General features: G+C 54.9%; 40 protein-coding genes and 2 pseudogenes. 11 read left to right on the forward strand and 31 right to left on the reverse strand.

Features of this window, described 5'->3' with window-relative positions:
* Positions 1-37 precede the first annotated feature (37 nt).
* From PMYSY11_RS07430 to PMYSY11_RS22095, 30 genes and pseudogenes are all read right to left on the reverse strand, one after another.
* Positions 38-202: a DUF1382 family protein gene (locus PMYSY11_RS07430; RefSeq protein ID WP_150548749.1), complete on the reverse strand. Its 165-nt coding sequence runs from the start codon at positions 200-202 to the stop codon at positions 38-40.
* Between the two features lie 9 nt (positions 203-211).
* Positions 212-469 carry a DUF3850 domain-containing protein gene (locus PMYSY11_RS07435; protein WP_150548750.1) on the reverse strand — a complete coding sequence of 86 codons (258 nt, stop codon included), beginning with the start codon at positions 467-469 and terminating at the stop codon, positions 212-214.
* Positions 469-843 carry a Lar family restriction alleviation protein gene (locus PMYSY11_RS07440; RefSeq protein ID WP_150548751.1) on the reverse strand — a complete coding sequence of 125 codons (375 nt, stop codon included), beginning with the start codon at positions 841-843 and terminating at the stop codon, positions 469-471. The genes PMYSY11_RS07435 and PMYSY11_RS07440 overlap by 1 nt, the downstream gene beginning before the upstream one ends.
* A complete protein-coding gene (locus tag PMYSY11_RS07445; protein ID WP_150548752.1) occupies positions 840-1,196 on the reverse strand; it encodes a hypothetical protein in 357 nt (118 codons plus the stop codon). The genes PMYSY11_RS07440 and PMYSY11_RS07445 overlap by 4 nt, the downstream gene beginning before the upstream one ends.
* The gene (locus PMYSY11_RS07450; RefSeq protein ID WP_172970674.1) at positions 1,193-1,786 is read right to left on the reverse strand and encodes a hypothetical protein; all 594 of its coding nucleotides are present in this window, start codon (positions 1,784-1,786) and stop codon (positions 1,193-1,195) included. Before PMYSY11_RS07450 ends, PMYSY11_RS07445 begins: the two co-directional genes overlap by 4 nt.
* Positions 1,783-1,995: a hypothetical protein gene (locus PMYSY11_RS07455; protein ID WP_150548753.1), complete on the reverse strand. Its 213-nt coding sequence runs from the start codon at positions 1,993-1,995 to the stop codon at positions 1,783-1,785. The genes PMYSY11_RS07450 and PMYSY11_RS07455 overlap by 4 nt, the downstream gene beginning before the upstream one ends.
* Entirely contained in the window at positions 1,992-2,300 is a 309-nt protein-coding gene (locus PMYSY11_RS07460) for a DUF4406 domain-containing protein (protein ID WP_150548754.1), read from the reverse strand. The genes PMYSY11_RS07455 and PMYSY11_RS07460 overlap by 4 nt, the downstream gene beginning before the upstream one ends.
* An 86-nt stretch (positions 2,301-2,386) precedes the next feature.
* Positions 2,387-2,659, reverse strand: a complete 273-nt coding sequence (locus PMYSY11_RS07465) for a hypothetical protein (RefSeq protein WP_150548755.1) — start codon at positions 2,657-2,659, stop codon at positions 2,387-2,389.
* Between the two features lie 43 nt (positions 2,660-2,702).
* A complete protein-coding gene (locus PMYSY11_RS07470; RefSeq protein WP_150548756.1) occupies positions 2,703-2,924 on the reverse strand; it encodes a hypothetical protein in 222 nt (73 codons plus the stop codon).
* Positions 2,905-3,612, reverse strand: coding sequence for an HNH endonuclease signature motif containing protein (locus tag PMYSY11_RS07475; RefSeq protein WP_239655546.1), 708 nt, complete (start codon positions 3,610-3,612; stop codon positions 2,905-2,907). The genes PMYSY11_RS07470 and PMYSY11_RS07475 overlap by 20 nt, the downstream gene beginning before the upstream one ends.
* 10 nt (positions 3,613-3,622) lie before the next feature.
* Positions 3,623-4,471, reverse strand: coding sequence for an N-6 DNA methylase (locus tag PMYSY11_RS07480; protein WP_150548757.1), 849 nt, complete (start codon positions 4,469-4,471; stop codon positions 3,623-3,625).
* A gap of 63 nt (positions 4,472-4,534) precedes the next feature.
* A pseudogene (locus PMYSY11_RS22080) lies at positions 4,535-4,753 on the reverse strand (DNA translocase FtsK); the annotation flags it as partial.
* Between the two features lie 33 nt (positions 4,754-4,786).
* Positions 4,787-5,656 (reverse strand): annotated as a pseudogene (gene rdgC, locus PMYSY11_RS21875) (recombination-associated protein RdgC); the annotation flags it as partial.
* A 62-nt stretch (positions 5,657-5,718) separates the two neighbouring features.
* Positions 5,719-6,171 (reverse strand): hypothetical protein, encoded by a 453-nt coding sequence (locus tag PMYSY11_RS07490; protein ID WP_150548758.1) that lies wholly within the window; start codon positions 6,169-6,171, stop codon positions 5,719-5,721.
* Positions 6,172-6,216: 45 nt separating this feature from the next.
* A complete protein-coding gene (locus PMYSY11_RS07495) occupies positions 6,217-6,696 on the reverse strand; it encodes a single-stranded DNA-binding protein (RefSeq protein ID WP_150548759.1) in 480 nt (159 codons plus the stop codon).
* 13 nt (positions 6,697-6,709) lie between these two features.
* Complete coding sequence (locus PMYSY11_RS07500; RefSeq protein ID WP_150548760.1) at positions 6,710-7,327, reverse strand: lambda exonuclease family protein; 618 nt, start codon at positions 7,325-7,327, stop codon at positions 6,710-6,712.
* Complete coding sequence (locus PMYSY11_RS07505; RefSeq protein ID WP_150548761.1) at positions 7,311-8,087, reverse strand: ERF family protein; 777 nt, start codon at positions 8,085-8,087, stop codon at positions 7,311-7,313. Before PMYSY11_RS07505 ends, PMYSY11_RS07500 begins: the two co-directional genes overlap by 17 nt.
* Positions 8,088-8,095: 8 nt before the next feature.
* Positions 8,096-9,163, reverse strand: coding sequence for a coiled-coil domain-containing protein (locus PMYSY11_RS07510; protein ID WP_150548762.1), 1,068 nt, complete (start codon positions 9,161-9,163; stop codon positions 8,096-8,098).
* Positions 9,164-9,284: 121 nt separating this feature from the next.
* Entirely contained in the window at positions 9,285-9,581 is a 297-nt protein-coding gene (locus tag PMYSY11_RS07515; protein WP_150548763.1) for a hypothetical protein, read from the reverse strand.
* Between the two features lie 100 nt (positions 9,582-9,681).
* Positions 9,682-9,864 (reverse strand): hypothetical protein, encoded by a 183-nt coding sequence (locus PMYSY11_RS07520; RefSeq protein WP_150548764.1) that lies wholly within the window; start codon positions 9,862-9,864, stop codon positions 9,682-9,684.
* Positions 9,861-10,178 carry a hypothetical protein gene (locus PMYSY11_RS07525; RefSeq protein WP_150548765.1) on the reverse strand — a complete coding sequence of 106 codons (318 nt, stop codon included), beginning with the start codon at positions 10,176-10,178 and terminating at the stop codon, positions 9,861-9,863. Before PMYSY11_RS07525 ends, PMYSY11_RS07520 begins: the two co-directional genes overlap by 4 nt.
* Before the next feature lie 18 nt (positions 10,179-10,196).
* The gene (locus tag PMYSY11_RS07530) at positions 10,197-10,508 is read right to left on the reverse strand and encodes a hypothetical protein (protein WP_150548766.1); all 312 of its coding nucleotides are present in this window, start codon (positions 10,506-10,508) and stop codon (positions 10,197-10,199) included.
* A gap of 580 nt (positions 10,509-11,088) precedes the next feature.
* On the reverse strand, positions 11,089-11,307 hold the full coding sequence (locus tag PMYSY11_RS22085) for a DUF7446 family protein (protein WP_420830071.1): 219 nt from the start codon (positions 11,305-11,307) through the stop codon (positions 11,089-11,091).
* 255 nt (positions 11,308-11,562) lie between these two features.
* Positions 11,563-11,922, reverse strand: a complete 360-nt coding sequence (locus tag PMYSY11_RS07535; RefSeq protein ID WP_150548767.1) for a hypothetical protein — start codon at positions 11,920-11,922, stop codon at positions 11,563-11,565.
* A gap of 597 nt (positions 11,923-12,519) precedes the next feature.
* Positions 12,520-13,422 (reverse strand): hypothetical protein, encoded by a 903-nt coding sequence (locus tag PMYSY11_RS07540; RefSeq protein ID WP_150548768.1) that lies wholly within the window; start codon positions 13,420-13,422, stop codon positions 12,520-12,522.
* Positions 13,409-13,993, reverse strand: a complete 585-nt coding sequence (locus PMYSY11_RS22090; RefSeq protein ID WP_420830072.1) for a DUF6932 family protein — start codon at positions 13,991-13,993, stop codon at positions 13,409-13,411. Before PMYSY11_RS22090 ends, PMYSY11_RS07540 begins: the two co-directional genes overlap by 14 nt.
* A 120-nt stretch (positions 13,994-14,113) precedes the next feature.
* Complete coding sequence (locus PMYSY11_RS07545) at positions 14,114-14,356, reverse strand: hypothetical protein (RefSeq protein WP_150548770.1); 243 nt, start codon at positions 14,354-14,356, stop codon at positions 14,114-14,116.
* Positions 14,357-14,385: 29 nt separating this feature from the next.
* A complete protein-coding gene (locus tag PMYSY11_RS07550; protein ID WP_150548771.1) occupies positions 14,386-15,054 on the reverse strand; it encodes a DUF4410 domain-containing protein in 669 nt (222 codons plus the stop codon).
* A gap of 51 nt (positions 15,055-15,105) precedes the next feature.
* The gene (gene bamE / locus PMYSY11_RS07555) at positions 15,106-15,399 is read right to left on the reverse strand and encodes an outer membrane protein assembly factor BamE domain-containing protein (protein WP_150548772.1); all 294 of its coding nucleotides are present in this window, start codon (positions 15,397-15,399) and stop codon (positions 15,106-15,108) included.
* 24 nt (positions 15,400-15,423) lie between these two features.
* Positions 15,424-16,371: a S24 family peptidase gene (locus PMYSY11_RS22095; protein ID WP_420830078.1), complete on the reverse strand. Its 948-nt coding sequence runs from the start codon at positions 16,369-16,371 to the stop codon at positions 15,424-15,426.
* Between PMYSY11_RS22095 and PMYSY11_RS22100 the strand changes: the two genes are divergently transcribed.
* Positions 16,264-16,488 carry a transcriptional regulator gene (locus PMYSY11_RS22100; RefSeq protein ID WP_150548773.1) on the forward strand — a complete coding sequence of 75 codons (225 nt, stop codon included), beginning with the start codon at positions 16,264-16,266 and terminating at the stop codon, positions 16,486-16,488. The genes PMYSY11_RS22095 and PMYSY11_RS22100 overlap by 108 nt on opposite strands.
* Here the strand turns inward: PMYSY11_RS22100 and PMYSY11_RS07570 are convergent.
* On the reverse strand, positions 16,427-16,687 hold the full coding sequence (locus PMYSY11_RS07570) for a hypothetical protein (protein WP_172970618.1): 261 nt from the start codon (positions 16,685-16,687) through the stop codon (positions 16,427-16,429). The genes PMYSY11_RS22100 and PMYSY11_RS07570 overlap by 62 nt on opposite strands.
* Positions 16,688-16,748: 61 nt before the next feature.
* Between PMYSY11_RS07570 and PMYSY11_RS07575 the strand changes: the two genes are divergently transcribed.
* The 10 genes from PMYSY11_RS07575 to PMYSY11_RS21980 all read left to right on the forward strand — a co-directional run bounded on the left by PMYSY11_RS07575 (position 16,749) and on the right by PMYSY11_RS21980 (position 21,183).
* A complete protein-coding gene (locus PMYSY11_RS07575) occupies positions 16,749-17,339 on the forward strand; it encodes a hypothetical protein (RefSeq protein ID WP_150548774.1) in 591 nt (196 codons plus the stop codon).
* A 64-nt stretch (positions 17,340-17,403) separates the two neighbouring features.
* Entirely contained in the window at positions 17,404-17,658 is a 255-nt protein-coding gene (locus PMYSY11_RS07580; protein ID WP_150548775.1) for a helix-turn-helix domain-containing protein, read from the forward strand.
* Entirely contained in the window at positions 17,655-18,557 is a 903-nt protein-coding gene (locus PMYSY11_RS07585; protein ID WP_239655548.1) for a helix-turn-helix domain-containing protein, read from the forward strand. Before PMYSY11_RS07580 ends, PMYSY11_RS07585 begins: the two co-directional genes overlap by 4 nt.
* A complete protein-coding gene (locus tag PMYSY11_RS07590) occupies positions 18,544-19,341 on the forward strand; it encodes a hypothetical protein (RefSeq protein WP_150548776.1) in 798 nt (265 codons plus the stop codon). The genes PMYSY11_RS07585 and PMYSY11_RS07590 overlap by 14 nt, the downstream gene beginning before the upstream one ends.
* Entirely contained in the window at positions 19,334-19,972 is a 639-nt protein-coding gene (locus tag PMYSY11_RS07595; protein ID WP_150548777.1) for a PDDEXK family nuclease, read from the forward strand. The genes PMYSY11_RS07590 and PMYSY11_RS07595 overlap by 8 nt, the downstream gene beginning before the upstream one ends.
* The gene (locus PMYSY11_RS07600) at positions 19,969-20,196 is read left to right on the forward strand and encodes a preprotein translocase subunit YajC (protein WP_150548778.1); all 228 of its coding nucleotides are present in this window, start codon (positions 19,969-19,971) and stop codon (positions 20,194-20,196) included. The genes PMYSY11_RS07595 and PMYSY11_RS07600 overlap by 4 nt, the downstream gene beginning before the upstream one ends.
* A complete protein-coding gene (locus PMYSY11_RS07605) occupies positions 20,196-20,399 on the forward strand; it encodes a TraR/DksA C4-type zinc finger protein (protein ID WP_150548779.1) in 204 nt (67 codons plus the stop codon). The genes PMYSY11_RS07600 and PMYSY11_RS07605 overlap by 1 nt, the downstream gene beginning before the upstream one ends.
* Positions 20,392-20,601: a hypothetical protein gene (locus tag PMYSY11_RS07610; protein ID WP_150548780.1), complete on the forward strand. Its 210-nt coding sequence runs from the start codon at positions 20,392-20,394 to the stop codon at positions 20,599-20,601. Before PMYSY11_RS07605 ends, PMYSY11_RS07610 begins: the two co-directional genes overlap by 8 nt.
* Positions 20,594-21,064: a hypothetical protein gene (locus PMYSY11_RS07615; protein ID WP_150548781.1), complete on the forward strand. Its 471-nt coding sequence runs from the start codon at positions 20,594-20,596 to the stop codon at positions 21,062-21,064. The genes PMYSY11_RS07610 and PMYSY11_RS07615 overlap by 8 nt, the downstream gene beginning before the upstream one ends.
* Entirely contained in the window at positions 21,061-21,183 is a 123-nt protein-coding gene (locus tag PMYSY11_RS21980; protein ID WP_275582052.1) for a hypothetical protein, read from the forward strand. The genes PMYSY11_RS07615 and PMYSY11_RS21980 overlap by 4 nt, the downstream gene beginning before the upstream one ends.
* Positions 21,184-21,303: the final 120 nt, after the last annotated feature.

Raw genomic sequence — 21,303 nt, forward strand, 5'->3', positions numbered from 1 at the left:
AGATAGGGGTTTGAGCTATGCAGCGAGGGTGGGGCGGTTACTCGGCTTCCATCGCCTCAAGCCGAGCAAGCATTTGCTGCTGAAGCTCTGCGAGTTCTTCCGGGCTACTGGCTGGCATAGGCACGAAGGCAATGCCGGCCTTTATAAGGTGATTCGCCGCTTCCAGTGACTTGCGTAGATCGATTTGGCTTGCGCGATTCATCACTTACCCCTATTTATCCGTTGGGCTTTTCTTGAACGCGAACACTACATAGCCCGGCTGCTGCTTGTAGTCGAGCACATAGGTGATCACGCCTTCAAAGGTGCGTCCGCTTCGGATCGTCGTCGGCGCTGAATCGCTCATCTCGATCAATTTGAACGTATCGCCCCGCTGAAATCCCCGGTCGCTGTTGTCTCGTATCTCGAAAGTCTTATCACCAGACAGAACAGCCTCAAAGAATGCTTTCCGAATCTTCAAGTCGTGGTGCATCACTCAACCTCCTGCGCCGCTGCGAGCATGGCTTCAATGTGCGCAAGGCTTGCCTGTGCGTCCTCGTAGTACGCTGGATCGCAGCCGCGCATGTTTGCCCAGATCAACTTCTGGCAGGCGTCTAAGTCGCGGTGAATCTTTTTCAGCTGATCAACCGGCACAAGCGCATAGCCTTCGGGGATTGCGCGGCGGTTCCATTCCGCAAGAGCGGCAGTCTTCCAGTGCGGCCATTCTTTGTAGTCGGTGCGGGTGTCTGGCCCTACAGCCCCACAACCACAAACAACAGCGCCATATTTGAACCCGCCATCGGTTAGCGTGTGGCTGTCATCTGGCGGATTCTCCCCACAAAACGGACAAGCCTTTAACTTGCTCATCGGTCGTTACTCCGTTGCTGGCTGGTGCAGTTTGTGCAGCCGCCGCCAGGGGCGCACGCGCAGGATATCTGGTCTTCAGTTGTAAGCTGCTGGTTTACAACTGGCCCTTCAATTGGCGCCCAGGCGCGGTTACTGATCTCATCCTTGAACAGTTCCAGTGCGGTAATTGCAGAGTTATACCCGCGATCCCAGTCTTTCGGCTTGCTGCGCCTCTCGGCTTTTAGCCGCTGAATACATTCAATAACCGCCAGCTCGCCGATCTCACGCACCTTCTTTTTGCGCTTTGTTTCAGCTGTGCGGCTTTTTTGCCTTGGGATATTCATTAGGCACGAAGGGGTATACAGGTTCTTCATACATCACCGCCTTTTCTTGAGAGGATGGCGCGGATAGTTGCCAGCCCATTGCTGCCCAGTGCGTAAGCTGGCGGTTCGTCGCTGACAAACCCGCTGAAATAACGCTCTACACGCTCCAGCAACTCCCGCTCTACAAGCACCTGGGTGGTGGGGATGGCTGGCGGGGCGGTAAGCGTTGCGCACGGCAGCTTGTCGTCACGGGAATTGCTCGCAGTACGCACGAACAAGTGCGCATTCCACGCGGTTGAAATCTGCGCCCAGCGCCGTAATGCAGCAGGGCGCGCCCCCGCACCCGCGAACACTTCGTTTTCTCTGTCGGCATCATCGAACACGATCATGTGCGGGCACTCTTCCGGCACCTCCTGACCCTGCGCCTTCTTCACCTGCTCAAGCTCGGCCAGTGCCGCGTCGAGATCGTCAACGGCTGCGTTGTATAGACTCTCAAAACTTTCTGACTTGAGTTGTTCAAGCTCGGCAGTAAGCCGCTCGATTTCCTGCGCCTGCTTGTCGTAGTCGGAGGCATAAACAAACTGGCCGCCGGATTCCTCTAGATGCTGCCCAAACATGGCAAATCGCTTAACTTCACTCATACCTGCCTCCAAATCTCAGTATTGGTCCACTCATCCCAGCTAACCCGCTTCGCCCGGCGCTCAGTGCTGCACAGATCGACGAACTGGCCGGGGAGGATGCGCACTACCTGGTGAGTGATATTCGTTGTGAGCTGCAAAGCAGTGCGGGGCAGGCCAGCGCATTGCTCGGTGATGCGCCGCTGTACTGCGCTTTCGATCATGCCGTTCATGCTGCAGCCCTCGCCTGAATGCTTTCAGCCATGACGATCGTCATTTTCAGCTTCTCTGCCACGCTGACTTCAAGCTGAGCCCCTTTTGAAATCCCCCAGCCCGGGAGCAGCGCAACGCTGTCACAGGTCAGCATCTGGGCAAGACCCCAGCGCAGGTACTCTTCCCAAGATTCTTGAGGCGGGTTCTCGGCAGGCGACTCAACGTCGAAGCCCAAACTGCGCAGGCGATCAGCCTCGGCGTGGAATGCTGGGTAATTGAAGTCCGGGCAGCCCGTCATGGGGCCGCTGAGGTATATGCGTTGCATAGCTCACTCCTTTACCGGCTGGCATCTAAGGCAGCGGCATTCAGTGATAGGGAGGCGGGGAGAGGTGCGGCAGTAGATGGTCATGCCTATTCCCATCCGTGCATGTAAGCTGGCTCAGTAAGTTCGGACAGTTCTTGTCGCAGGGTCTTTTCGAGGGTGACGGTCACTCCCTCGTCGATGTCGAATGCCTGGGTGTTGTCGAGCATCTTGTCGCCGACCAGCTCAACTTCACGGGCGGTGAACTCATCGTCTGGGTAACCGCTGTGCTCGCATAGAACCTTGATTGCGCCCTCTGGCGTGTAAGCGGCAACAATGTCGTTATCGCCTACTTGGTAGGCTTTAAGGGTTTCAGTAGGCATGACTCTATCCTCGCCATTGGCGTGATCGGTGAATTGGGAAGGGTTAGCTTTGATGCGGAAGAGCAGGGGTCGACTCAATAAACCCCGTGCTGGATGCTCCGGTTACATTCAGGAAGGCAACCTCAACTTTGGCTGAATCAACCAGAACACGGCCAACATCTGCGATCGCTCGGGCGCGATCAATGTCCATTGGCTTTGATTCGTCTTGAAGTGCCTCAAGCGTCGCGAACAAGTGGTTGCGAAGGTCAGTCATTTTGTTTTTCATCGTCTCTCTTCCTGATGGTTCGCTCGAGCTTTTTCTGTAGTCGGATTAGATCCTTTAGCTCTGGCGGATATCGGTGGATAGAGTTGCGCCGGCAGAGCTCAGCCCGCGTCAGCAACTCAAGGTTATCGATTGTGATGTTGGCCTTGTTGCCATCCTTGAACGCAAGCGCATGACCGGGCGGAACCGGGCCATTTACTGCTTCCCACAGCATGTGATGCACAAAGCGATAATCCTTTCTTGTGCACTTGGTATCGGTCATCTTGCGCTGCAGATACCCGTCCTTGGTCAGTCGCTCATGGCCTATTGGGTTCCAGTTGTGAGGGTTTTGGCCTTCTTTGAACTGGGTCTTTACTGAATTGCCGCCGGCCTTCCAGCCTTTGATGCCTGCATTCCATGGGGTCTGGCCTTTTGAAAAGCGATGCGCGGCTCCTGGGTTATCGCCCCGCCGCAGCCTGCAAGCGTGTTCGCTCGCTAAGTAAGCCGCACTGCGTTTCAGCCCCAGACTGTGCGCTTTGTAGTAGATCGAATTCTTATCTCGCCCTAGAAGCTCGGTTAGGCGCTTCATGGGAGTGTCCGGGTAGTGCTCGATAAGCAGGTTCGTTTGCGCCTTCGACCAGTGAGCCCTGGGCGATGCATGGCGCATCGCACCGGCCACCGCCTCGTCAGCGATCCCAGTGGGTGTTTTCATCGACTTGCCTCTAAAACAGGTCTAACTGAACTTCGGCCGCTTGGCTCTGAGGTGGGGGGAAATCTTGACGCGGCAGAGCTACCAGATGTGGGCCGGCGGGCTCTGTAATCTCTGCTGATGGCGGCACATCCATTGCGCTGCCCAGGGCGTAACCTCTGGCCAGCTTCTGCGGCCACATACCAAGTGCATGTGCGGGTGTGATCCAGCGCTCTCGCTCTTCGACCATCAACGTATTTCCGAGAATCACAATGGCCGGAATACCGAGCAGACTGAACTGCAGATATGCCATGTGAACCGCTCGTTGATCGATGTCTTGAGCGGTAACATGCATGTGCTGCTGATAGTTGATGCCGATCGCCTGCATTGCATCTGCCATCGCCACAACCATCGCCCCGGCCCCAACGGTAGGCTCGCTGACAGTGACAAACCCTCGCTGCTTAATGATCTCCCGCATATCAGCGCCATCGCCAACCTGCAATTTTGCTATGGCCTGAGACACGCAGTAAGGCGTGAAAAACTGACCTCGTGCGCTGTTGCCCAACTCCAGCTCACTAAATACCTGGCCAAGTACATCCCCTGGCTCAAGCTCAAGCGTCACGACCAACTCTGCGAGTATTTGCGGAAAACGGTTCACCTCATCTTTGGTGTAGCGTTTCACGATGCTCATATATCGGGCTTCGCGAACTTCCCGTTGCATCAGGTCGATTGAGTTCGATATCGCCAGGGCCGCCAACTCACAGAAATCCCTAAACACGTCATATAGGTTGTGCTGGTAAGCGTTGGCATTTAGGAGTTTGATTATTGTTGCGCGATGAGCAGCTGGATTAACTATCTTGATGCCTTTGGCGGCAGCATTCATATTCAATCCTCAACGATGCGCGCCGCCTCTTTGCGAGACTCGCGCATGCAAAGCGCTTCGATATTAGGGCGCCGGAATAATCTCGCGGCTGCCATCTGCCCGCATTGGCGTGATGATCTGCTCAATCTCCATCCGCTCAATCATCCGTGCCGCGCGGTTGTAGCCAATCTTGAGTTTGCGCTGGACTGCTGAAACAGAAGCGGTGCCGCTGGATTTAACGAACGCCACCGCATCCTGATAGAGAGGGTCGATCTCATCGTCTGTGGGCTCTTTAGAGTCGTCGGCTGGCAGCTTTTCCTGATAGCCGAACAGCTCGCACAGAGCTTCGACTACAGCGACTACCAGCAGCACTTGGACGCCTGCGTGGTGAGTCCATGCTTCTGACATATCGTCGAAGTCATGCGAATCATCATCCTCCTGCGCCACAAGCTGAATGCCGCGGAGATGGAAGTCCTTTGTCAGCTTGAAGCTGATGGCGTCGGCATGGACCAGCTCAAGGCGCTCGGCCTGCATGTCACCAGCAAGCGCTTCGATGACTCCGTTTTTGGCGTGGTCGAGGTTGTCCAGGTCAAAGCTTGCCTTGCCCGCTTTACCCTTCATCACCACAGAATCGCCAACCTTGAAGCCGTTGAACGCTTCTGGCTGGCCGTCAAAGTGATTGCGTAGCCGAGTGGTAAGGCCGCCCTTGATGTCGCTCACATGGATTGTGCTTGTCTCCACGGCGCCACAAGCTTCCACCAGGTGGTAAAGGGCGTAACCAGCGAGGTCTTTGCTGGTGCTCGGGACGATTAATGTGCGACTGTCCTGGTGATAGAACAGGTCGACCTCGGTGCGCTCAGGCAGCGTTGACTTAATGAGGTTGCTGATAATCAGGTCTTTGACCTCTTCGGCTTCGTCCTTTTCCAGAGGCCGGCCAAGCTCTTCCGCCCGGGCGGTTAGTTGCTCAGTCAGCGCGAGCTTGAGCGCCCCTACAGGCAAAGGCTTGGCGTCACGGCGGAAGCGGAACGAATAGCCGCCCGCAACCTCAGAGACAAGCAAACCGGTGTGCGGGTTAGGGATAAAGCCGCTCGATGACTGCATGGACTCAAGCACTGGGTGAAAAGGCTTCTCAGCCAGGTGCTGCTCAAGTTCCTTGGCCACAGGAAGTGAGGCGCGGTAAACGATCGCGTTCTTGATGAGCTTCATGGTGACTCCAAATAATCAGTAGGGGTATGGCGCGGGGTTTGATTGGCGTCCGTTGAGATTCCTCACGCCGCTTGGCACTTGCGCATGAACCGCTGCGCCACCGGATCATCGGTAAAGTAGGTGCGCAGAATGCGCTGCACACGGTCATCGGAGCAGCTGCAGGCCTTGACCAACTCCTGCTTCTTGGTGATGCGCGGCAGTACCGCTGCGATCATTTCAATAAGCTCAGCATCCTGCTCATACAGACGGGCAACGCGGTTTGCTTCATGCGCCTTGCGGGTTTCGGCGAACTGGTCAGCCGTCTTGCGTGCCTGGTTGTTGAACATCACCGGTTCAGATCGAGTGCCGATGCCTACTTTCTGGATGCGCCCGCCACGCGCCAGAAACTCAGCCTCTAAGCGCTCAAGCTCTGTCTGGTGGATCTGGAAGGGGCCGGTCTTGCAGCACGCTTCGGCAGCACCTGCCCAAGCATCAGCTGAGGTTTTGTCTTCTTCGATGGGGGCTAAATCGGTCATGTCTAACACCTCAAAAGAAAAAGGCCTCGATTGAGGCCATTTTGGTTAGCAGATCAGGCAGCGAGTGCCGCGATACGGGTCGATGAACGGGATGTCATCATCGAAGCTGTCGTAGTCGGTGGCTGCTGCGCTCTGCTGCTGTTGTGGCCGTTGCTGCGGCTGGGTTCTTTGTGGCTGTGGTTGAGCCTGGCGCTGCTGGCCTTGCCCGTCGCTGGCAAACTTGATTTCACTGCAACGGCAAACCAGCTTCACGCCAGGGCTGCCATCGGCTTTATTGAACTGCTCGATATGCAGGTCAGTGCCCGAGAAAAACACCTGCTTACCTTTGGCTAGATACGGAGCAAGCGCCTCGGCTTGCGCACCCCAAAGCGTTACCTCGTACCACTGAGTAGGCTTTTTGCCGTCCTGACCTTTGCGGCCATAGTCGATGGCGACCGGAATGCTGCAAACAGCAGTCGGGTTTTGTCCGCTGGTGTAGCGAAGTTCTGCGTCACGGCCAATTCGGCCAAACTCTGAAACTGGCATGAAATGCTCCTTATTAAGCTGCAATGCCTAGAACGCGGTGCATGCGCTCTTCTAGCAGTTCGTTAAATGTGGCCACTCGCTCAGACAGCTTGCGAATGAATGCCTCGTCTCGGTATGCGCGCTTTACGAACATCGGCATACCTGGCCAGTAACTAATGAAGTCGATCCATTCGCGCTCACTTACCCACAGGCCGCTCTGGCATTGCGTGACGTGCTCTTTTGGGATTTCATTAGCCAGGATGACGCCGACCTGAAACTTTGGGAGCTTGGTTTTGATTTCCGTAAGGCCGTCAGTACCGACCAGCGCGTCAGGTGAGTAGCCTATTCCGTGGTTAAGAATGATCCCGACTGACTGCGTGGTTACTTCCTCGCGCGACTCATAAAGGCCGCGGGCAACGCCCTCAAGCTCATGGCCGCGAATAGTTGCTTTCGTCTGAAACGGTATTTCAGCCGCTTCACCGGTGATGCGCTCACCAATTAGCTGATCCATGTAGGTGAACGCCGCTACACCAAAACCAGCTTCGCCTTTCCCGTTAACCAGCAGTACGTCCAACTCTGAACAAGTGGCGATGCCAAGGCGCAAGGCAAGCCATTCGGGTGTTCCCTGATCAATGTCAGTGATTACCTTCATTCTCTGCCCCCTGGTCTGTCTGTGCGTTTTGGTTTGCTGATTTGGTTAGCATTCCAAGGACCTGATCAAATACTGCCTTTTCGACTTGCGCAGGGCTGCCATGGATATTTGCGAACGCAGACTTGGCTTTTTCGCTGCACTTTTCCAGGAGCATGGATATCTGCGTTGCCTGGGCCGAAGTGACGCGAGGTGTTACGGCTGCTCCATTGCCGTCATCGTCTTCGCCGGTTGTTGTGATGTTCAAAAGCATGCTTGCTGTATAGCGCTTGCCGTAGCTGACACTTGATGCGACTGCCTGAACGCCGTTCTTGCTGCCGCTGGTATCTGCCGGAAGAAGAAGAGAGGTTGACTCGCGGTGTCCGCCGCGATGGCTGAGTACGCCTTCCACCTCAATGCCTTTTTCGTTGCGCGGCGTGCGGAAGGTGATTGCGAACCCATGAGCAGCCAAAACAGGCTTGATCATTTCGTTAATGTCTTCCCAGAGCGCGTACGTGCTTTGAATGCGGCCGCTCTTGTCTTTGATACCGCCGCGCTCACCGATAACCGGCAATTGCTCCTGCATTACCGCCAGAGCTTCATCGTATTGCTGCTTGGCTTGGCTGGCTTGCATCCGCTCATGCATGGCCATTAGCCGCTCCATCTTCTCAATGTCGCACTGAGGGTCTGCTGCTGCACGCTGGATCACTTGGAGAATTGTTGCTGACTCTCCGGCCTGAACTACTGGTGATGTATCTTGGCGCTGGGCTACTGCGTTATTCATGAAGCACCTCAATAGGTAATAGAGATATTCGGGATCAGGCGCTTTGCAATCAGCGTTACAGCTTGCTTGGCGCAATCCTCCGGCATTCCGCCGGCAATGAACGCCGCCAATGCTTCGTTATTGACCGCTTTCTTGTGAGCTACATCAGCCTCACGCGCTGCCGCCTCATCAGCGATGCGCTGTTGCTCTGCGGCTTGGCGCTGGCGCTCTCGTTCTGCTGCTTGTTCTGCTCGGGCGTCAGCGTCACGCTGGGCCTGCTCAAGGCGCGCCTGGGCTTCTTGCGCTGCCTGTGCTGCGCGCTGCTCGCCCTCAAGACGTTCACGCTCTGCGCGCTCAGCCTGTAGCTGTAGATCACGCTCACGATTGGCGGCGGCGTCACGTTCGGCCTGTGAGGCTGCTTCGGCATCACGGCGCGCTTGGTCGGCGGCCTCCTGCGCAATGCGTGCCTCGCGGTCTTTTTGTTCCTGCTCGGCCTGCTTGCGGCGCAGCTCTTCAAGCTCTGCCTGTTCGGCTTCCTGCTTCTCACGGGCAGCCAGGGCTGCGCGCAAAGCGGTTAAAGCCTTTTCTTTGGCGCGATGCGCTTCGGCCTCAAACTCTTCGAGGTTTTCATCGATGATCATCGCTTCAACTGTGGCGATGGAGCCGCGCACATAGTCAGCGGTATAAGTGCCTGCCTCGGCGCCGCGCTCGTTAAGTTCGTCGATAACTGCCTGGTGGCTGTCAATCCGCGCATCTTCTGCGGCCTGCCATTCGGTCAAGGGCTGGCGTGTTTCGTCGCGCAGGGCATCCATAGCGGTCACGAACTCGCGAAGTTCAGCCTCAACCACCTTCGGCATTTCTTTGAGTTTGCGAAGATAGTCACGGCCTGGCTTTTCAACTGCGGTCTTGGACTTGCTGACCTTTGCAGCCAGAGAGGCGATGCGCTCACGACCCTTGCGAGTGCTAACGTCTGGCACCTCAGTGGTGACCTCAGCCTTAACCGCATCAAAGAACTGGCTAAGCCCGCCAGCCACATAAATGGCCGGTGCGTTTTCTTCGCTGATATCTTCCAGCGCCACTTTTGTTTGTGCGTTCATATTCAATTCCCAACCAGATAACTGTTAATGATCTGCGGCACAGCTATTGCCGCGATAAAGACGAAAGGGCCGAATAGGGCGTCAATCCAGATTGATAGGCGGCGGGTGCGCTGGTGAGTGCTCATTTGCCACCCCACTTCACGACAAGCCAAAGGTCAACGAACTGGCGCTCCTCTGCACGCACCTCGCAGGTATAGCCGAGCGACCTCAGCTCTTTCAGGATGGCAATACAAAGCGGCGGGTAATCGCGCTCATTGCAATAGGTGCTGGTGCTAAACCCATAATCTCGGGTGGTGTATTCGTACTTGCCTTCCTCAGCAGCCTTCTTAACTCCTGCCAGAATGGTTTCAACTGCAAAAGCAGGGTCTTTTGCCTGCGCCAGGCTTTTGGCTTCTGATGCTGTAATTCGATCGCTCATAACCCGCCCACCACAGCAACCGCGAAACACCAAATCCCGCCCAAGAAAAAGGCCGTAGAGATAAGCATCTGAACGGCCTTGAGTACGTCGATTGTGATTGTCATGTGGGCTGCTCCTGCAATGCGGCATGAATGGCCCTGTCGATCAAGGCGCGCCGTGCTAATAACTCGCTGACCTTTGGGTTTGCGATCTTCAAAGCCCGGTGGTGATTGCGCTGGCTCAGCATCAGCTCAAGGTCAATGAGTAAGTCGTCGGTAGTGCTGGGCACAAGAGGCGTAGTCATTGCTTAAGCGCCTCCGTTGCCTTGGCATCCAGATCAATCGCCAGCGCGTCCTGTAGCGGCTCAGCCAGCAGTGATACGTTTTTCTTGCACATGAACCGGGGTTCAACGTCGATCAAGCTAAGCACCTCAGTCCAGAACGCTTTGCGCTGCGATGGTGAGGCGTTGCCCATGACTTCTTCTAGCTGCCGCCAGGTGAGGTTGTCGCGCAGCCGGTCTTGCATTTGGTCGTGTGCGCGGCGGGCTGATTCATCGGCGTCAATGGCGCGGTAATACTCAGCCTCAGAGCTGCTTACAGTGCTGATTGCGTGGTTCATGATTCACCTCGGAAGTAGTCAGGCGACAACGATTGATGCGAGATATGCCCGGCAATCCCGAACACGATCAGCAGCTGTTTGAACCTCAGCTCCTAGCGCTTTCAGCGCGCCAAGGTGGATCATTTCGCGGCCACGAATTAGCGTGCCTTGATAGGTCCTGCTATCACACTGCGAAACCGCGACGGTTACGCCATTGACCGTGACCGAGTAGCCCGACTGGCCGTTGTGACAGCGAACAGTCGCAAGGCGGTTAGTGGCAAGCGCAAATGCTTGTTCGGCGAGATCAAGCGCATCGGCTGCCTTTTTGATCGATTCCGTGTATTCGCTCATGTCGTTCTCCAGCGCATAAGTCGAACACCCGCCCACCTGCAGACCTTCCGCAAGATTCAGATGGGGAGCGCTCGCTTATGCGCTTGATTGATTTAGATGGCGAAAGCCCCGCGATGGGTGGGCGGGGCTTTCTATTTAACAGTGCGCCATAGTCATGCCAGCGCTGGCAGGAGTTCACATAGCCAAGCCCTCTGGTATCGCGCCGTTAAAATGGCGGGCGCTCGCTCTGGAATTGATTAGGGGAGCCATCCTTGGCCCATGAATAGGGTGCATTGAGAATGGATGGCCGGAGGTGAAACCGGCTTGACTATTAGCGGCCTTAGTGACACCGGAGTTTCGCCGGGGCGAAGGTTTCAGCCGATTATTATTGGGCTCGCCGTGGTCATCTGGGCGCTTACTCACTTTGCTAACACCACGATTCCCGCGACCCATCAGGTCTTACACTTGCGCATCACCACTGCGCGATACACCCATTCTCAATACATCCTCAAAGCCCTTACGCCGTGGCGGGCTAGCCCACTCATTGCCGCGCGCGGCGTCATGCCTTGCGCGGTGGCTCCCGTGTCGTTGCGGGACTTGGTTAGGCGTCCAGTTTCTCAACTGTTATGCGGTAGACTGGAACGCCATTAGCTGTGACAACTACCGGCGCGCCATTTTGAATAACGTGCATTGCTACGGCCGCACAGGTTTCGCCAGTTACGTCTGTTTTGTTGCTCAGCCATGTCTGACCATTCTTAGCGACGCCGCCGCAATAAATTCGATTGGTTAGCGGTGATGGTACAACGTGCAAGTTAGCCATCTATCTGCCCTCTGTTTTGGCTGGTATTGGTTGATTGATCTGGCCGGTCGCAAATCCGGCTATCCTCTTAGGCCGTCAAAGCCTTACTCTCTGCGGACGGTCATGGCCCCGTGGTTCCGCCGATTACTCTTAGTCCGCCTATTTGTAAGCGCGGAAACCATGCCTCCGGTTGTTCAGGTGCGCTCGGAGTTACGTTGCGCTGCGTGTCTGCTTTCCACGCCGCAGATCAATCACCAATAACAGCCTCGGTGTGCGTTAAACAGCTTTAGCTAAACCGCTTGGCGAGTTACGCAAAGGCTCGCGCCAGTTCTTATTGAAGTCAGCCATTGCCAACTCTGGCGTATCGCCAAAACCCGCAACGCCGCTTTGAAGATCGTCACCGTAAAGCGCGCACCACTGATTGCCGTCGACGCTGATAGATGGCCGATAAACCGTGCTTGGTGCTGTCATCTCTTCCTGAATCGAACAAATAGCCATGCGAGCTTCGCCGCTGGCCATTTCAAAATAGTGAGCAATGTTCATGTCGCGGAACGATCGCTCAACAGCGTCACCAACATCTAAATTGCCCATCTTGCTGCGCACGGCATCAAAAATTGCTTGGTATGAATCGCTCATTTCGCTTCTCCCGTTTGATCAACAGAGCGCCCTCATGGAAGGCGCTCAAGTAATCATTGGGTCTTGCTCACTCTGCGCAGCTACTGGCTTCTTGCAGGGCGTCCAACATTTCAAAGATCACACAGCTCTTTGGCTGCTTATGGCTACCAGTCGGTCTCCGGTTAGGAGGCTGGTGGGATCTATCGCTCTTCCCGTGCGTTCCGGCGATTCCGTGTGGAGTCCGGCTTGTTTGTGTTGCTGCCGGCGTTGACCGGCGTTGAGGTAAATTTACCACATGGTTAATGGTCGTCAACCTGTAAATGGTAAATATTTACCATAAAGCGAGGTTAATTCAGGTAAATCATTGATCCTTAAAGGGATTAAATATTTTTCGAGGGGCGAACCGGTTCACATTGACCAGTTGCAAGCGGGCGGGATGGCGCGGCAAGGAATCACAGCCACAAAAAAGCCCGCTCAGAGGCGGGCGCGGCGATTCGGAATTTCAGGCTAGGGCAGGGCGGTTACCTGGCGGCAAATCGCGGGCAATAAAAAGCCCGCTGGGTGGCGGGCTAGTTGCTGAGTCATAAGACTAGTGCAGGCATAGGGCTGCATTCGCGCCTACCAAGGCAAGGAGGATATTGTATAGCGTGGCCTGCCGCTACCAACCGTCCTAGCGCTCACTTCAATTGTAAATGCCTGATTGAGATGGGCATTGATGACTGCGGGATCTTCTACATCTGCTGCAATCCTTCCGTGGATAACGATCCCGTCCTGGGTTCTGAACTCGAACCTGCGCTCAGCAGGAAAAGCGCCTAGAAACTCCCCAGTGAAACTAACAGTCATCTCGGCGATATTTTCTATCCCAAGACGTGATCGACTGATGCGGACCTGATCCACGCTTGAGAATGAGAAAGTATGGTTTTTAGTGGAGACTGAGCAGAACGCATCATAGGCTATGAGTTTGTCCAAATAGTCTGACACCATGGTTATTGCGCGAGTCCCAAGCCTTGACGCGGGCTCCGAAAGCTCTTCGTCGCTTTTGGTGGAGGCCTCAAGGAGCTCAGCAACAAGTTCGAATGCTTGCGAAACAGCCGTAGTGCCCTCTAGAGAAAGTTGCGCCTCAGGGCTAGGGGCTTCTTCAAATTCAAATCCAAATGAACCTAATGCCGTTCCGGTTATCAGGATTTGATTTTGGGGTTTATTTGGAATGGGCCCGAAATCGTTAAGGACTCCGTTCATTGATGCGGCAATAGCTGCAACTGCATCAGAGAACCTGGCAGTAGCAACCGCACCGAACTCAGCGACGATCCCATGCACTCCACGAACAGGTCCGCCACGGTATGTGACGATAGCTTTCGCAGGGGAAAAGGCTCCACGCCCAGGGTCTCTCAGGCTTGCATTAATCTGATCTTTTCTAGACTGGAGGGATAGTCGCGTGAGAGTGCTTAAGCCGGTTTTCTGCGAAATACGATCCAGAAACCCGACTTCTGCCTGAGCGTGAGTGAATTCAGTTCTGTTCATTCTGGAGCTCCTGCCTACGAATCCCCAAAAGGGTTGATGCTTCTTGATCAAACCCCGGGTCTAGCCTAACGCTTAGAAACCCTTTCCACTGCAAAGTTCGCCTGTGCGACCACATACTGTACCAGTATGTGGATAGCTCAATTAGGGTTTCTGGATTCACTGACAGCTCGACTAAGTAAAAATCAACCTTGTAATTAGCCTTTATCCAATGGTTGTTAGTGAGTATTTTGACGTCTAATGGCTGCAACGACTGCTCGATTGCCAAAGGGATGTCAGCAAACATAACTACGTCCATGTCGTTGGGCGGGCGCCCTAGCAACATTTCAACGTCCTCCATGAAGCTACCGTCGAGCCATTGGAAGCCAGAGGTAATTCCCATTCGATGGACTTCAGCTCGATGAGCTAGAAACCCTTCAAGGACATCACATCTTTCTATTGTAGTTGAATACCTATCAACGACCTGCCTGACATCCGTCGAATATGGTGATCGAGTTGGCGAAGTCGGATCACTTTCGTCGATAGGCGGGATGATCCCCTGATGACTCCATAGTGGTATCAATGTCAACTCCATAAGGTCGAGCTTATTATGCCAAATTGCGCAAAATCGCAAGTTGGCATATTTTAGGCGGTCCGGTTTTTATCATTGGCCGGCACGACAACTTCAATCGCAACCTTGCAAGCAGGACTACCTCTAACCCGAAGCCTTCGCCCGCACTATCCGCTCCTCATTTACATCCTGAACGAGCACAGCAAGTTTATCCTCGGCCGCATTGAACACTGCGCACATCTTTAGCACAGCCTGCGCGTCTGCCTCATTCCCAGCTTGGCTCAATCGTTCAGCGATGCGCATCAGCTCGACGGCTGACCACTTGAGGTCGGAGGCGATACCTTGAAGGTCGCGCTTTAATTCTTGCTCAGGTTTATTCAGGCCCATGGTCGCTCCAGTTAAGGCTGGCGCCTCGCTCACTCACCCACAATCTCCTTATACCGGCGCTGGTAATCCTCGTAGCTCAGCTTCTCTTGCTGGAGTAGCTTAATGCGTTGATCCTTGGAAAGCGCAGCGCTCCCGGCCTTCGACAGAGCGGCTGGCTGCTGCTCAGGAGCCCTTGGAGCCGCGCGGACTTCGGCAACAATCTCTTTTGATATGGCCTGTATCTGCTCTTCGGTCATGGCTGAGAAGACGCCTTCCCATGCAGTCGAGCTGGTGTTGTACGTCCGTGAACCGTAATTGGCGCCAGTCAAAAGGCTGGAGTAATTGACCTTCGATTCTATCCAGGCGTTACCGCTCATTATGCCAACGGCATACCTCGTACCCGCAGTCAGGTATCTGAAATTGCTTACGTCGATCACAATCAGTACGCCCGGCTTACCCTCAGCGCGTGGCGTTCCTGCCTGCTCGGTAACTCGGTAGCCAGCGGTAGACGCTTCGCTTTGCATGGCGCCGCGCCATTCTGTTTTAAGCCTTCCCCAGTCAGGATGGGCAAGCACTCGATCGGTCCCTTGAAAGTTAACCACCAGGTTCGACCTAGCGTCATCGGGGAGGGCAACGCTGGCCTCTTGGCCTTTCTTGACTGTGGCCGCGCAGCCGGTCATCAGGAGGACGCAGGCAATTAACGCTAAATTCCTGATCATTTCTCACCCGCGGTATTTTGGTGCTGCATAGAGCCTTCCTTGTTTTTGGTTTTATGGTCCGATAATGCTGTATTTCTTGACGACCTCGTTGTCATCAAAGAGCACCGAAAGAGTCTGCTGCTTCATGCCCGAGCCAAACGGGCCAACATGGATGTACATCCAATTTGCAGTTAAAAGACCTTCTTGCGTATAGGTTTGACCTACGGGATTGCCCAGTTTAGCGGTAAGGTCGGATTTGGTTGTCTGGCCAACGTGAATGGACTGCAGAACATCCTGAGTTATCTCAGTTCCGCGTGTTGCACAGCCCGCCAAGAGGAGCACAAAAAACAGTGTCAATAAACGCATAACATAATCCCTGTCAATTTATTGCTAATGGAATGATCCAGACCAAAAGACCCGGCCAAGAACCACGATGTCATGCTCTTGTACCTGGGATTGGCTGTATTCCTCGTCCGGGTGCTCGTCTCGATTGAAGCTGCGCAGCCTTAGCCCGCCGCCGGGGAGTCGATACACCTGCTTAACTCTGAGCTGCCCGCCGTGATTGACCGCGTACATGTCACCGTCAATTATGCGTGTATTGCCAAGATCAACTCCTACGGTGGAGTTATTGCGCAATACCGGCTCCATGCTGTTGCCGGTGATTGATACGCATCGCGCGTTCGCCGGGTCTATACCCTGATTACGCAGACTGTATTTGCCAAACCGCAGCCGTCTTTGCTCGTTCAGCTCAACTGCCAACCTTCCGCTCCCTGCAGACAATTCAACTTCCTTAAGAAATGGGATAGCAACAGTATCTTCAGGAAGGGGAGTCTCATCACCCCAAACCTCGACTTTTCCGCCCATCACCGCTTCAGAAGGGTCAGAGATCAATTCAAGCTCGCCACCTTCAGGTGCTCGGTCAAGCCATGCAGGCTCAAGCCCGCAGATCCTCTCGATTTCTCGAGCCATTTGCTCACTGATGTTTCGGTGATGCTCAGCTTTTTTGGTGAACATGCGGGCGATATAAGACGGTGCCCTGCCTATTTTTCCGGCGAACACAGCGTCGACCCCGCCGAACTGATCATCAATCAGCTGACGCAGGCGCATTTGTCGAATTTTACGAATATCCATCGCTCGATTAGATATTGAAATCGCAGGCCGGTAAATTCCCTTGACTTGGTAAACATCGCTGGTAATCTTGCTGGTAAATGAACCAGAAGGTAAATTGCGATGGACTTCTCCTCTTACTACAAGAAGCTTCCTCGGGGTGGCAAGAAGCGCCTCGCGAGCATTCTGAATATAGAACTTTCCTACCTCTCCCGACTTGCTTCCGGCAATCGCGGTATTACCGCAGAGCGGGCCATCCAGATTGAGTCCGCCACTGATGGCGAGATCACGCGCCACGAATTGCGCCCTGATTTTCCGTGGCGCGAACCTGAACGCTCAGCCGCTTAACCGCCAGCGAACTTACTGCGCGGTCGAAACCATCCTGCGCATCCGTTCTCTGGCAAGGCCGTAGCAACTCGATATTTCGCTCAAGTCTGGCAGGTAAGTGGAGTTGAGCAGAAAGCGGCATCAGCTCAATCAAAGCCGCGATATGGCAACGCAAGGCAAGCAGTTCGCCTTGGAGTGTTTCAACAGTAGTCGGGCGCATGGGGAATTCCCTCTCGGCTTATTCAGTGATTGCAGGTTAGAGGCCTGGAGGCCAGAACAAAATGTCCAGCCCAAGACAAACCCACACCCAAACCCGAGACGCCGTTTTGCGCGCCCATGCAAACGACATGATCGCCCGCACCAACCTGAGCGCTCGCGGTTTTGCTACTGCGATTAGCCAGTCATTCCACGCGAGCATTTGCGATGCCGATGGTGAGCACTCGGTTCCCAACTTTGAATCCATGAACACCGCAGACGCTGACACGTTCATGAAGGTGAGCGACACATGGCTCAAACGTGTTCAGCGCTGGCTTAGCAACGACGTTGATATCCCGTCGTGGCTTGAAGAGCCATGGGTAACTGCGCTGCTGCCTGAATGGCGTGAGCGCTGCCTGATCGAATTGTCAGCCCGTTACGGCCTTCTGGCTGTTCGCCCTGTGTCAGCTCACTCAGGTGATGCCATGCAGGTCTTCGCTGGCATTTCTACCAACTTCGGGCACTTGGCCGGGATAGGCGGGGAAGTGTTTGCAGATGGCGTGTTCGACCACTTGGACGCATCGAACGCCGGCGCGATGGAAAGCCACTGCCGGGCGCTTGCCGCTTACTGCGTAGCGATGGCCGACAAGGCCGCTCAGATCAAAGCGGTTCACTGATTCCAGAAACAAAAAAGCCACCGGGCAGGGTGGCTAATTCGTTACAGCAGTAAGTGAGGTGATTATGGACAGCACAAACCAAAACATCAATACCTGCTCTACCCAGTCAGCATCAATTCGTAGCTGGCTTGAGGCCGGTAAGACCATCACAGCAGGCGAAGCCCTAAAGCAGTTCTCATGCTTTCGCTTAGCTGCCCGCATCAACGATCTGCGCGCGGAAGGTATGCAGATCAGCTCTCGGCAGATTGCCGTCACCAACGCACAGGGCAAGAAAGTACGTGTCGCTGAGTACGAGCTAGCCAAAAAGGTGTCGGCATGAGCTTTCAAGCAATGGCTTGGGCGGTAGACCTAAAGCTGCCCATGCGAGAGAAGTTCGTCCTGCTGATGCTGGCCAACCGCACTAACCACGACACAGGTCGTTGTGACCCATCACATAAGCGCATTGCCGAAGATTGCGGGATGAGCGTATCAAGCGTTAAGCGTGCCATTCAGGTACTTGAAGATTCCGGCTTTCTTGTCACCGAAAACCGCTCGGCCAACAGCGTTAAATTGCCAAACCAGTACCGGCTTTGTCTTGAGGTTGGGGTGGGGTCACACAGACCTGACCCCGTTCAGGATGAACCTACCCTAGTTCAGACTGAACCCACCGTGGGTTCACGGGGAACTGAGGGGGTAGGGTCACACAGACCTATAAAACAGGAATCTTTTAACCAGGAATTAAACCCGGAATTAAACCTGAAAGAATTACCGGCTGCGGCAAGCGCTACCGGGCTGGTTGTGATCGAAGGCGGTAAGCGTGACAAGCCTCGAGTTGAAATTCCTGCCGATATGCCTGGGCCAAAAGATCAATCCTGTAAAACCTTTCGCACCTGGGCCAACTACGCATTTGCTTACCGGAAGCGTTACTCGGCGTGGCCGGTCTGGAATGCTAAGGTTGGCGGCCAGGTTTCCCAGCTAATCGACCGCCTTGGCGCTGAAGTGGCTCCGCAGGTTGCCGCGTTCTACTTGGGGGTGAACGACGCCCGACTGATCAGTGACTGCCATAGCCTGAACGGTTTGCTGGCCAAGGCTGAGTCACTGCATACCCAGTGGGTGACTGGTCGCCAGATCAACGGGACCACAGCCCGCCAGATGGAAAGCACTCAAGCCAATATCAACGCTGCGCAGGAAGCATCCAGCCGCATCATTGAGAAGGGGGTGAAGAATGCTTTCCTCTGAAGAGCTATCTCAACTTGTCGGCGCTGTGTGCGCAACGGCTGAAACGCTAGGGCAAACCATCAGCGCAAGCGCTGCCGAAATGATTGCCGAAGATTTGACACATTACACCGTTGCTGAGATTGCTGGTGCGCTTAAGGCGTGCCGCCGCGAGCTGACCGGCAAGCTGACCTTGGCGGCGATCCTGCAGCGTATCCAGGCCGCCGATGGCCGCCCTGACCCTAACGAGGCATGGGGTATTGCGCTGGCTTCATCCGATGAGTCGGACAGCGTTGTTACCACCGAGGAAATTCAGCTCGCGCTGGGTGCCGCACGACCAATCCTGTCAGCCAAAGACAAGGTTGGTGCGCGTATGGCGTTTATCTCTGCCTACGCCCGATTTGTCGACACCGCCCGCCGCGAAGCAAAGCCGGTTAAGTGGTCCCTGTCGATGGGCTTCGATCCTCAGCGACGCCTTGTGGCTGTTCAGGAGGGGGTGCGCATGGGGCGAATCTCACAGGAAGCGGCCAACGAATACGGCCTGCAGCTAACCCATGAGCCAATCACAAATGACGGCTTGGCCATTGCTGGATTGCTGACTGGCAGCCCTGTGGCGCCACCAAGCGAGCATCTGCGAGAAAAGTGGCAGGCAGTTCGCAAGGCCATTACCGAAACAACCGAGGCACGTAGGAAGCAGGAGAGCATGCAGGCGGCTCGTGAGCGCAAGAAGTTACGTGTTGCCCGCGCCAAAGCTGAACGAGCAGCTATCAATGCCGATCAGTCAGGCAAGGAGGCTAGCAATGCATAAGCAAACGATCTTCAAGCATCAGGGTTACATGATGCGGTCGCACTCCGAAACCCGCTGGGCTGAAGTCATGGATGCGCTAGGCATCCAGTGGATTTATGAGCCACAACTGGTTAAGACCCGTCATGGCTGGTATCTGCCTGATTTCTACCTGCCTGGTGCAGGGATTTATCTTGAAGTGAAAGGACCGAAGCCTTCGCAGCTGGAAATTGATAAGGCTCGCGATTTGCAAGACGCTGCAGGTTGTCCGGTCATATTTGCGTGGGGAGATATGCGGACATGCGGACTAGAAGTGATTGGTGGGTATTTAACAGCCCTACACCAATGTGGCGCGGTGCTTTTCACTACTCACGAACTAGGAAGTGTTGTCCGTGAGGGGCTTGGGCAGCCATATCAATCACGGTTCATTCGGGCGGGAATTAAGCGGCCAGCACCCAGCGCCTCATTGATGGGCGACATTCTTGAAGAAGTTCTTTTTAGGCAGCAAGACCGTAATGAACAAGAGCAGGCTAAGGCTCAGCATCACGCGAGATTAAATCAAGTGCGTATTGGCGAATGCCGCCAGCAATCGAAAGCAGAGTGGGCACTGTCTGCGTTATTGCGTCGCTCGGGTCGCTCGATGGTGGCCGCATGAATCGCCCAACCCAAGACTTCCTGCAATCGCTAGAGCGTGGATCTCGAGTAATCGTCGATCAGGGCCAAAACGGCCAGGTAACCGGAAAGGTCTCGAAGATCACTGAAAAACTGATCTTTGTCCGTCTCGGCAAAGAACTGCGCCGGTTCACTCGCGAAGACGGCGGCACATTCCAAGCGCCAAGCCCAAGCCGTTCATGGCTACTACCTGTGGAGGCCGCCTAATGGCTGACGTAATCGATCAGGCGAATGACTACGCCGAAGTAATGCTAAGCAACAAGATCGCAAGCCGAGTGGTGTTTGCAGGCGTCAGCGCTACCCGTTGCACCGATTGTGACTGCTTGATCCCTCGCGCACGCCGTGAGGCGGTGAAGGGCTGCCAGCTCTGCGTCGACTGCCAGCAGATCGCGGAGGTGCGCCGTGGATGATTACGAGATCACCTATGTGCGTGACTTCCGGCAGTACGGCCGCACCGTTAAAGCGTCGTCATTTGCTGAGGCTGAATCGCTGTGCAACGAAGGCGAGTTTGTTTCGGGCCTTGTGGTGCATGTCAGCCAGGCAGATGAACAGCTTGTCTCTGATATGCGCAAGCGTGTTGGCGAGGCAGTGCGGGAGGTGGCCCATGGTTGACAAGATCAGCGTCAATAGCGCGCAAAAGCTATCCGAAGCCATGAAGCAGCTAAACAATTTTTACAAGGCGCACAAGTATGTAGTGGTTACTTTCCGCCCGGGCAAAGACCGCACGCTCGATCAAAACGCCCTCTGGTTTGCGCTTTATCAGCGCATATCGCAGATGACCCAGATCGGCGACGTGGACGAGGCTCGCAAGTACTGCAAGTTGCATATGGGCGTACAGATCCTGATGAACGAAGACGTGGATTTCCGTGCTGCGTGGGATCGGACCATGAAGCACCTGGCCTACGAGGAGAAGCTGGACCTTATGGGCGGAAATCCATTGTTCGGCCCTGATGGCTTCCCGGTAACCCGGCTGTTCAACCGCGCCCAGGGCATCGCATACACCAATCGAATCGTTGATGAATTCACCGCAAATGGCGTGGTTTTCGATGACCTGTTAGGGGAGGTGGCAGCATGAAATCCAAGCAGAAAGGCATGAGCTACGTCGATTCCATGATCCTGATGATGATCGTTGCCGGCCTGTGCTGGTGGGCGCTTATGGCTGGCGTTGAAATGGCGAAGGGGGTGATGGCGTGAGGTCTTCTCGAATTCTGATTATAGGCTCTGGCGCCGCAGAGTTAGCTGCCGTGCTTCATGTGCTGAGAGAGAAATCCGCTAGTGAGATAGGGGTAATGCAGCGCCTCGGTGAGTCGCTTC

Origin of the sequence: Pseudomonas marincola (assembly GCF_900682675.2) — a bacterium.
Taxonomy (GTDB): Bacteria; Pseudomonadota; Gammaproteobacteria; order Pseudomonadales; family Pseudomonadaceae; genus Aquipseudomonas; species Aquipseudomonas marincola.

Excerpts from the sequence above, each read along its gene's own strand:
- PMYSY11_RS07430 (WP_150548749.1), bottom strand. The coding sequence starts at position 202 with ATGAATCGCGCAAGCCAAATCGATCTACGCAAGTCACTGGAAGCGGCG.
- PMYSY11_RS07435 (WP_150548750.1), bottom strand. The coding sequence starts at position 469 with ATGCACCACGACTTGAAGATTCGGAAAGCATTCTTTGAGGCTGTTCTG.
- PMYSY11_RS07440 (WP_150548751.1), bottom strand. The coding sequence starts at position 843 with ATGAGCAAGTTAAAGGCTTGTCCGTTTTGTGGGGAGAATCCGCCAGAT.
- PMYSY11_RS07445 (WP_150548752.1), bottom strand. The coding sequence starts at position 1,196 with ATGAAGAACCTGTATACCCCTTCGTGCCTAATGAATATCCCAAGGCAA.
- PMYSY11_RS07450 (WP_172970674.1), bottom strand. The coding sequence starts at position 1,786 with ATGAGTGAAGTTAAGCGATTTGCCATGTTTGGGCAGCATCTAGAGGAA.
- PMYSY11_RS07455 (WP_150548753.1), bottom strand. The coding sequence starts at position 1,995 with ATGAACGGCATGATCGAAAGCGCAGTACAGCGGCGCATCACCGAGCAA.
- PMYSY11_RS07460 (WP_150548754.1), bottom strand. The coding sequence starts at position 2,300 with ATGCAACGCATATACCTCAGCGGCCCCATGACGGGCTGCCCGGACTTC.
- PMYSY11_RS07465 (WP_150548755.1), bottom strand. The coding sequence starts at position 2,659 with ATGCCTACTGAAACCCTTAAAGCCTACCAAGTAGGCGATAACGACATT.
- PMYSY11_RS07470 (WP_150548756.1), bottom strand. The coding sequence starts at position 2,924 with ATGAAAAACAAAATGACTGACCTTCGCAACCACTTGTTCGCGACGCTT.
- PMYSY11_RS07475 (WP_239655546.1), bottom strand. The coding sequence starts at position 3,612 with ATGAAAACACCCACTGGGATCGCTGACGAGGCGGTGGCCGGTGCGATG.
- PMYSY11_RS07480 (WP_150548757.1), bottom strand. The coding sequence starts at position 4,471 with ATGAATGCTGCCGCCAAAGGCATCAAGATAGTTAATCCAGCTGCTCAT.
- PMYSY11_RS07490 (WP_150548758.1), bottom strand. The coding sequence starts at position 6,171 with ATGACCGATTTAGCCCCCATCGAAGAAGACAAAACCTCAGCTGATGCT.
- PMYSY11_RS07495 (WP_150548759.1), bottom strand. The coding sequence starts at position 6,696 with ATGCCAGTTTCAGAGTTTGGCCGAATTGGCCGTGACGCAGAACTTCGC.
- PMYSY11_RS07500 (WP_150548760.1), bottom strand. The coding sequence starts at position 7,327 with ATGAAGGTAATCACTGACATTGATCAGGGAACACCCGAATGGCTTGCC.
- PMYSY11_RS07505 (WP_150548761.1), bottom strand. The coding sequence starts at position 8,087 with ATGAATAACGCAGTAGCCCAGCGCCAAGATACATCACCAGTAGTTCAG.
- PMYSY11_RS07510 (WP_150548762.1), bottom strand. The coding sequence starts at position 9,163 with ATGAACGCACAAACAAAAGTGGCGCTGGAAGATATCAGCGAAGAAAAC.
- PMYSY11_RS07515 (WP_150548763.1), bottom strand. The coding sequence starts at position 9,581 with ATGAGCGATCGAATTACAGCATCAGAAGCCAAAAGCCTGGCGCAGGCA.
- PMYSY11_RS07520 (WP_150548764.1), bottom strand. The coding sequence starts at position 9,864 with ATGACTACGCCTCTTGTGCCCAGCACTACCGACGACTTACTCATTGAC.
- PMYSY11_RS07525 (WP_150548765.1), bottom strand. The coding sequence starts at position 10,178 with ATGAACCACGCAATCAGCACTGTAAGCAGCTCTGAGGCTGAGTATTAC.
- PMYSY11_RS07530 (WP_150548766.1), bottom strand. The coding sequence starts at position 10,508 with ATGAGCGAATACACGGAATCGATCAAAAAGGCAGCCGATGCGCTTGAT.
- PMYSY11_RS22085 (WP_420830071.1), bottom strand. The coding sequence starts at position 11,307 with ATGGCTAACTTGCACGTTGTACCATCACCGCTAACCAATCGAATTTAT.
- PMYSY11_RS07535 (WP_150548767.1), bottom strand. The coding sequence starts at position 11,922 with ATGAGCGATTCATACCAAGCAATTTTTGATGCCGTGCGCAGCAAGATG.
- PMYSY11_RS07540 (WP_150548768.1), bottom strand. The coding sequence starts at position 13,422 with ATGAACAGAACTGAATTCACTCACGCTCAGGCAGAAGTCGGGTTTCTG.
- PMYSY11_RS22090 (WP_420830072.1), bottom strand. The coding sequence starts at position 13,993 with ATGGAGTTGACATTGATACCACTATGGAGTCATCAGGGGATCATCCCG.
- PMYSY11_RS07545 (WP_150548770.1), bottom strand. The coding sequence starts at position 14,356 with ATGGGCCTGAATAAACCTGAGCAAGAATTAAAGCGCGACCTTCAAGGT.
- PMYSY11_RS07550 (WP_150548771.1), bottom strand. The coding sequence starts at position 15,054 with ATGATCAGGAATTTAGCGTTAATTGCCTGCGTCCTCCTGATGACCGGC.
- bamE (WP_150548772.1), bottom strand. The coding sequence starts at position 15,399 with ATGCGTTTATTGACACTGTTTTTTGTGCTCCTCTTGGCGGGCTGTGCA.
- PMYSY11_RS22100 (WP_150548773.1), top strand. The coding sequence starts at position 16,264 with ATGGACTTCTCCTCTTACTACAAGAAGCTTCCTCGGGGTGGCAAGAAG.
- PMYSY11_RS07570 (WP_172970618.1), bottom strand. The coding sequence starts at position 16,687 with ATGCGCCCGACTACTGTTGAAACACTCCAAGGCGAACTGCTTGCCTTG.
- PMYSY11_RS07575 (WP_150548774.1), top strand. The coding sequence starts at position 16,749 with ATGTCCAGCCCAAGACAAACCCACACCCAAACCCGAGACGCCGTTTTG.
- PMYSY11_RS07580 (WP_150548775.1), top strand. The coding sequence starts at position 17,404 with ATGGACAGCACAAACCAAAACATCAATACCTGCTCTACCCAGTCAGCA.
- PMYSY11_RS07585 (WP_239655548.1), top strand. The coding sequence starts at position 17,655 with ATGAGCTTTCAAGCAATGGCTTGGGCGGTAGACCTAAAGCTGCCCATG.
- PMYSY11_RS07590 (WP_150548776.1), top strand. The coding sequence starts at position 18,544 with ATGCTTTCCTCTGAAGAGCTATCTCAACTTGTCGGCGCTGTGTGCGCA.
- PMYSY11_RS07595 (WP_150548777.1), top strand. The coding sequence starts at position 19,334 with ATGCATAAGCAAACGATCTTCAAGCATCAGGGTTACATGATGCGGTCG.
- PMYSY11_RS07600 (WP_150548778.1), top strand. The coding sequence starts at position 19,969 with ATGAATCGCCCAACCCAAGACTTCCTGCAATCGCTAGAGCGTGGATCT.
- PMYSY11_RS07605 (WP_150548779.1), top strand. The coding sequence starts at position 20,196 with ATGGCTGACGTAATCGATCAGGCGAATGACTACGCCGAAGTAATGCTA.
- PMYSY11_RS07615 (WP_150548781.1), top strand. The coding sequence starts at position 20,594 with ATGGTTGACAAGATCAGCGTCAATAGCGCGCAAAAGCTATCCGAAGCC.
- PMYSY11_RS21980 (WP_275582052.1), top strand. The coding sequence starts at position 21,061 with ATGAAATCCAAGCAGAAAGGCATGAGCTACGTCGATTCCATGATCCTG.